We start from the raw sequence: 7,829 nt of genomic DNA, 5'->3' as shown, positions 1-7,829 counted from the left end.
AACCGTGACACTGACCCTAACCGTAACCAGCAACAATGCCTGCGGTTCGGCTACGGCCACATCAACCTATGCCGTGAACGTGGATCCTCTTCCTCAGGCATCTGCCAATGGAGGAAGCCAAACCATCTGTTCCAATGCTTCGGCAACGGTAAGCGGAGCCACTGCATCCAACGGAAGCATCTCTTGGACCCACAACGGAGCCGGTTCTTTGAGTAATGAAACCACACTCACACCTACCTATACTGCGACAGCAGCCGACGAAGGAAAAACCGTGACACTGACCCTAACTGTAACCAGCAATAATGCCTGCGGCTTGGCAACGGCCACATCAACCTATACCGTGAACGTGGATCCTACACTAAAGATTTCAGGTATCCTTAGTGTATGCGTAAATTCCTCAACACAATTAACAGGATCCGCAACTGCTGCTGCATCTGATGCATGGGTATCATCTAATTCGTCAATAGCCACTGTCTCTTCTACAGGAATGGTAACAGGCGTAAATAATGGTACAACTGTAATTACTTTTACTAATAATATTGGCTGTCAAACAACAACAACAATAACGGTAAATGAATTACCCGACTTACCAATTTCAGGAGGTGACATAACAGAATGTATGAACTCTTCAATACAAACTTTAACAGCAATCGCAAATGTACCTGAAGGACAATCCATTGATTGGTATACTTCTATTTCAGGCGGTACAATTGTTCAAAATCCAACACATAATACAGTAGGAAGTATTACTTATTACGCACAAGCTATAAATAACATCACTTCTTGTTTAAGTTCTAGTCGTACTCCAGTTGTTCTAACAATAAATTCATGCTCTATAACAGTAACTAAAGACGGTACTTATCAAGACACTAATAAAGATGGTATAACTAATGTTGGAGATAAAATAATATATAATTTTGTTGTAACTAATACTAGCAATATAACTCTTACTGACATTAAGATTACAGATATTAATGCTAATGTTTTAGGTGGCCCAATTGCATCTCTTGCTCCGGGCGCATCTGATAGTGATACTTTTACTGCATTTCATGAAATTACACAAAAAGATATCGATACTAGGGTTGTTTACAACTTAGCCACAGTTACAGGAACTCCTCCCACTGGATCAAATGTGACAGATACATCTTCTGATCCAACTCCTTGTACAACATGTCCAATTGACCCTATATGTCCAGATTGTACTATCACACCGCTTACACAATCACCTGAAATAACAGTCGTAAAAACAGCTATTACAACCAGTTATAATACCGTTGGAGATGTAATAAACTATACGATAAAAATAAAAAATACTGGTAATGTAACTTTACATCAGATAATTGTAAAAGACCCATTAACAGGGCTCGATACTATTATAGAAGAACTCACTCCAGGAGCAAGTTCAGATTATACACAAAGCTATACAGTAACACAGGATGATTTAAATAATGGCTCGGTTACCAATATCGCCACAGCTGATGGATTAACCCCGAACAACACACCTATCAGTGCTAAAGATGATGAAATTGTGAACGAGAATGCCAATCCAATTGATGCCTTCAATGATAATGCGGGAATAATTGTAGGTGTCAATCAAATTACGGCAAATGTAATCAACGTATTCACCAATGACAAATTAAATGGAGCTGCTGTAAATCAAGCCGATGTTATTCTAACAACTGTAACATCAAATCCTTTCTTGCAAATGAATGCCAATGGTTCAATTGATGTATTACCAAACGCTCCTGTTGGTACACAAACACTGATATATCAAATATGTGAAAAATTAAATAGCACCAATTGTGATTCAGCTACAGTAACTGTGACAATAGAAGCACCAAGTATGACTGTTTCTGGAGAAGGAATTTGTATTAATGATGTACCTTATTTCAGCTATTCAACTACTGCCAATAATTTCACTCCTATAAATGGATTGACATTAACATGGACTGATAGTAATAATAATGTGGTTGCAACTATGGCTAACTTACCATTAAATGGAAAAGTACTATGGCCTGGGGCAACTGTAGATCAAAACGGTAATGGAACTGATTGGCCTGGTTGGTTATTAGTGGATGGAAAATGGATTGAAGGTCCTGATGGTTTTGAAAATCTTAGACCAACTGCTTCAATAACATTTACATTAAATCCTAGCCAAACCATTGTAGTAAATTATCCGCCATCTGATCCATTTTGTACCTCTAGACCAACATTCAAAATTGATGCCGTTAATGACACTGCTAGTACACTTGAAGGGTTAAATGGAGTGAAAAACGTAATAAATGTTTTTACAAATGACACATTAAATACAGAAGTATTAAATCCCGCAGATGTAAAATTAACTGTTTTGATTCCAGATCCACAAGGAGGCATAATTTTAAATACTAATGGAACTGTTGATGTAAAACCAAATACTCCTACCGGTACATATACTTTGACATATCAAATATGTGAAATAGCTGATGCTGGTAATTGTGATTCTGCAATAGTTACCATTAATGTAACAAAGATCCCTCTTCCTATACAAGCGACACCTGATTTATTTAGCGTGGATCAATGTTCTATTGTTGATGCAATCCGTAATGCACTAAGCAACGATTTATTGAATGGTTCTCCGGCAAATATCAGTGATTTTAAATTTAAATTATTGAGTGCTATCGGACAAAATATCAATATTGATGAGAACGGAAATGTAACATTTGTAAATGGTGTAGCAGCTGGTCAATATGTTTTTGATTATCAAGTTTGTGAAGCTGCAAATCCAACAAATTGTGCTACATCGACAATTACTATCAATGTTGCAGGAATTGAACCTGTTACCATAGCAGTTTCACCAGAAAAATTTCCTTGTAACGATGATACAACTAAAGTGAATTTATCTGATTTTCTTCCTGAAGGAACTCCATCAGGCGGAACTTGGATTGATATTGATACTAACCATACGGGAGCATTAGAAGGAAGTTTTCTAAATCCTTTTGGAGTGGCGGTAGGCATTTACCATTTTGAGTATAAAATTACCGGTAATTGTCCAAGAAGCATAATTTTAGAAATGGGAATAAATGCCAAATGCAATGTGCTTCCTTGTGAAACTCTAGTTGTTCACAATGCTTTCTCTCCAAATGAAGATTCACACAATGATTTTTTCAAAATTGATAATGTAGAAAACAATGATTGCTTTAAAAATGTTAAGGTAGAAATATTCAACCGTTGGGGAGTTTTAGTATTCGAAAAAGAAAATTACAACGATAGTAACGCATTTAGAGGAAGATCTGAAGGAAGAACAACAATTAATAAAAATGAAGGTTTACCAACAGGAACATATTTCTATATACTAAGTTACGACGCAATTGATAGTCTTGGCAATACCCAAAAAATCAAAAAAGATGGTTATCTCTATTTGGCAAAATAAATTGAACTTAAAAATACTCTGAGGAGTTCTCCTTGGAGTATTTTTTATCATCTTTAATAAAAAGACTATAATATTAATCAATAAATCCTCAAAACTATACTATTGAAAAATAGTCAATTTAAACCAACAAATAGCTAACTATGAAAACAAAATTATTTTCAATCGTTATGATGTTTACAGCCATTGTAAGTTATGCGCAACAAGATGCTCAATATACTCAATATATGTACAACACAATAAATGTGAATCCTGCTTATGCAGGTTCAAGAGGCGCCTTAAGCTTTTTTGCTTTGCATCGTACACAGTGGGTTGGCCTTGATGGTGCTCCTGTCACAAATACATTGTCTGCAAACACACCATTTAATAATAGTAAATTAGGATTAGGTGTTTCTATAATAAATGATGAAATTGGTCCATCAACTAGTAATTCACTATCAGCAGATATATCTTACACAATTCCAGTGTCTGAATCGTATAAATTATCATTTGGTATAAAAGGAACCGCAAATCTATTTAACATTGATGTGAATAAATTAAATCCAAGCGATCAAAGCGACCCACAATTTCAAAATTTTAACAATGAGTTTTCACCTAATATAGGTGCCGGTATTTATTTGCATTCACATAAAGCCTATGTAGGTTTTTCAGTGCCTAGCTTTATAGAAACAAATGCCTATAATGACAATGATGTAGCAATTTATAAAGAAAAAATGAATTACTACTTGATAGGTGGATATGTTTTCGATTTAAATCCTACAATAAAATTCAAACCTGCTTTCATGACTAAATTAGTGGAGGGATCTCCTTTACAAGTCGATGTTTCCGGAAACTTTATGTTCAATGAAAAATTTGTGGTTGGTTTAGCCTATAGATGGAGCGCTTCAATGAGTGCAATGGTTGGTTTCCAAGTTTCTGATGCTTTCTATATTGGATACAGTTATGATTTTGAAACTACAGAACTAGACAATTATAACTCTGGTTCCCACGAGATCTTTCTACGTTATGAAGTATTTAAGAAAAATAGTAAAATGGTGACTCCTAGATTCTTCTAATACATTAAAATATTTTACCTTTTTAATGGATAAGAAGATTTAGATCAAATCTTAAGTACTAAATAAAAAGCGTTTAATTTTTTAAAAAAATATTATGAAAAATAAAATACTACTTTATACTGTAATTGTAAGTTTATTTTCATTCAATTGTTGGACACAAAAAAAAATAGAAGAAACTAAAGTCAATTCAAATAGTAAGAATGAAAAAACTAATAAAAAAATAAAATATTACCATGTAGAAGAAACAAGTCCATTGAAATTTGGAGGTTTCAAAACTGTATACGATGTAAGGGATCCTAAACTAATTCGGACTTATGATTTAGGTCCAAATAATAAAAGAACAATAACACCTGTATATGAGGATGCAGTAATAGTTGAACACGCTGAGCCTACTCTAAAATCATCAGATTCTCTGAAGAAAATTAAAAGTTCAGTAATATCAATCTCTGATAAACCCAAAAAAACAGACTCATATGCTTATATTGATATTATCAAAACTTATGAAAGAGTCTCAGATAAAGGCTACGAGTCAATAGATATGTTGAAAAAAGTAGGCAATTCTTATTTTTTCAATGATGAATTAGAAAAAGCAGAAAAATGCTATGGCAAATTATTCAGTTTGACTACTGATTTGGAACCTGAATATTATTATCGTTATTCTATAGCTTTAAAAGCAATGGGTAAAACAGAACAATCCGACGAATTTTTTAAAAAATTCAATCAATTATCTAGTAACAAAACTAGTAAATAATGTTAACAATAATCAAGAAGACAATTATAGATCTCTAAAAATAATTATTATGAAAAACATTACAGTACTTTACCTAACGATATTTTGCTTTGCTTCATTCAGCAATTATGCTCAAAAAGCCAAAGTATCGAGTGCAGATAAAAAATACGATAATTACGCCTATATTGACGCAATAAAAACATACGAAAGAATTGCCGAAAAAGGATATCAATCACCTGAGATGTACCAAAAATTAGGTAATGCATATTTCTTTAATTCTGAGTTAGATAAGGCTGTAAAATGGTATGACCAATTATTTGTCTTAACAACAGATGTTGACCCTGTATACTATTATAGATATGCTTACTGTCTTAGATCTGTAGGCGATACCAAAAAAGCCGATGAAATGCTTAAAATCTACAATGAAAAATCAGGAAACGATAAAAAAGGTGAAATTTATATTCAGGAAGTAAATTACTTAGATAAAATTAAAGCCAATTCTGGAAGATATAAAATAAAAGATGCTGGAATTAATACTAAGTATTCTGATTATGGAAGTTCTTTTTATAATGAAAGTAAACTTGTTTTCACATCTTCAAGAGATACAGGAAGCTTGGGGCAAAGAAAACATACATGGACTGATCAATACTTTACAAATTTGTATGAATCAGATTTAACTGGTGATTCATTAACTCCTTCCAAAACAAGTAAATTCTCAAAAAGCGTAAAATCTAAATTCCATGAAGCCAGTGCAATTTTCACAAAAGATGGTAAAACTATGTACTTTACAAGAAACAATTATTTGGATGGAAAAAAAGGAAAAGATGAGAATAAAGTTACTCTAATAAAAATATATAAAGCCAGTTTTGTAAACGATGATTGGGGAAATGTTACTGAATTACCATTCAATAGCAACAATTATAACACAGCACATCCAGCACTTAGTCCTGATGAGAAAACATTGTATTTTGTTTCGGATATGCCTGGAACCATCGGTGAATCCGATATCTTTAAAGCTAGCATCAATAGTGATGGTAGCTACGGAAGTCCTGAAAATTTGGGTAAAATAATTAATACTCCGGGAAAAGAAACATTTCCATTTGTAAGCGATGAAAATGAAATCTATTTTGCTTCCGATACACACTCTGGACTTGGTGGTTTGGATATTTTTGTCTCCAAACTTAATCCAGATGGAACTTTCGGTGAAGTACAAAATGTCGGAGCCGATGTCAATTCTCCAAAAGATGATTTTGCCTATTTAATAAATACCAAGAATCGAATTGGATTTTTCTCTTCTAATAGAGATGGAGGAAAAGGGTATGATGATATATATCAATTTTTGGAAACTAAAAGACTTATGCCTAAATGTAAACCTGAATTAAATGGAGCCATAACAGAAATGGTTTCTGCAAAAGTCCTGCCAAATTCCAAAGTAACTCTTTATAATGATCAACATAAAATAATCAGTAGTGTTGACTCTGATTCCAATGGTAATTATTTATTCACTAATTTAGAATCCAACAAAACATACAGCGTTAGAGCCGAAAAAGAAGATTATACCACTACAGAGAAAACAGTTACAATAGCTGAAAACGATTGTAAAACTGAATTAAATTTAGCTTTTGAAAAAGCTTTATGTAAAGTGGCAGTAGGTGATGATTTAGGCAAATGCTTCGGAATTAAATGGATATTTTTTGACTTTGACAAAGCCATTATTAGAGACGAAGCCGCCCTGGATTTAGCAAAAATATTGGATGTAATGAACCAATATCCAAATATGAAAATTGACATTCGCTCCCATACTGATAGTCGTGGCTCTAGCAAATACAATGAAGGATTATCGGACAGAAGAGCAAAATCAACCAAAGACTGGTTAATTAAAAATGGTGTCGCTCCAAATAGACTAACCAGTAAAGGTTATGGAGAAAATAAATTGATTAATAATTGTTCTGATGGGGTAAAATGTACAGACGATGAGCATCAACAAAATAGACGAAGTGAATTTATTATAACAGCTCTATAATTATCATTAATCATAAAAACAAAAAAACTACCATTTAGGTAGTTTTTTTGTTTTTATCATGCTTTGATTTTAAATCTTAACAAAGATATTGGTATAATATTTTTTTCCCGTTACAGGATTTTCTCTGATTGAAATACCAAAATGTGTAAAATCGCCTTCTATATTTTTTTTGTGGCCTTCACTTCTTAACCAAGCATCAAATGCACCTTGGGCACTATTATAATTGTAAGCTATATTTTCACTTACATTTTTGGCATTTAAAACTTTCATAATATTTGATGAACGTGCCTCAAAATCATTATGATTTACAACATTATTGGCAATCATATAATTATCATGTTCTTCTGATTTATATGAAACGTGATTAATTTTTTCCAAGGCATTCAAACCTATGCTTACTCGATAATTATTAATCAAAGCCATTGTTTCTAATTCTGCCGGACTATATTCATAGTTCAATACAATTGGTAAGTTTTCTGAAGTTTCTTGAGAAGAAGTATCATCAGCAGTACAAGAAACCATAAAACTCAAAATTGCCACAAATATAGACAAACGAAGTATTTTCGATTTCATAATAATAGTAGTTTAAGTTTAAAGTAGATTGTGGGGCAAACT

5 protein-coding genes are annotated in these 7,829 nt (G+C 32.9%); 4 read left to right on the top strand and 1 reads right to left on the bottom strand.

Features of this window, described 5'->3' with window-relative positions; all coding sequences use genetic code 11:
• From VFS71_RS08370 to VFS71_RS08355, 4 genes are all read left to right on the top strand, one after another.
• On the top strand, positions 1 to 3,409 hold a 3,409-nt coding region (locus VFS71_RS08370), incomplete at its 5' end, for a DUF7507 domain-containing protein (RefSeq protein WP_326400512.1).
• Between the two features lie 140 nt (positions 3,410 to 3,549).
• Positions 3,550 to 4,461, top strand: a complete 912-nt coding sequence (locus VFS71_RS08365) for a type IX secretion system membrane protein PorP/SprF (protein WP_326400510.1) — start codon at positions 3,550 to 3,552, stop codon at positions 4,459 to 4,461.
• Positions 4,462 to 4,555: 94 nt separating this feature from the next.
• Positions 4,556 to 5,212, top strand: a complete 657-nt coding sequence (locus tag VFS71_RS08360) for a hypothetical protein (protein ID WP_326400508.1) — start codon at positions 4,556 to 4,558, stop codon at positions 5,210 to 5,212.
• Positions 5,213 to 5,261: 49 nt separating this feature from the next.
• A complete protein-coding gene (locus VFS71_RS08355; protein ID WP_326400506.1) occupies positions 5,262 to 7,214 on the top strand; it encodes an OmpA family protein in 1,953 nt (650 codons plus the stop codon).
• A gap of 69 nt (positions 7,215 to 7,283) precedes the next feature.
• Here the strand turns inward: VFS71_RS08355 and VFS71_RS08350 are convergent, their stop codons facing one another.
• Positions 7,284 to 7,787 (bottom strand): CAP domain-containing protein, encoded by a 504-nt coding sequence (locus tag VFS71_RS08350; protein ID WP_326400504.1) that lies wholly within the window; start codon positions 7,785 to 7,787, stop codon positions 7,284 to 7,286.
• Positions 7,788 to 7,829 lie beyond the last annotated feature (42 nt).

This window comes from Flavobacterium sp., assembly GCF_035760125.1.
Lineage (GTDB): Bacteria > Bacteroidota > Bacteroidia > Flavobacteriales > Flavobacteriaceae > Flavobacterium.
The sequence above is the reverse complement of the archived record's forward strand: the minus strand, read 5'-3'. Positions and strand labels throughout refer to the sequence as shown.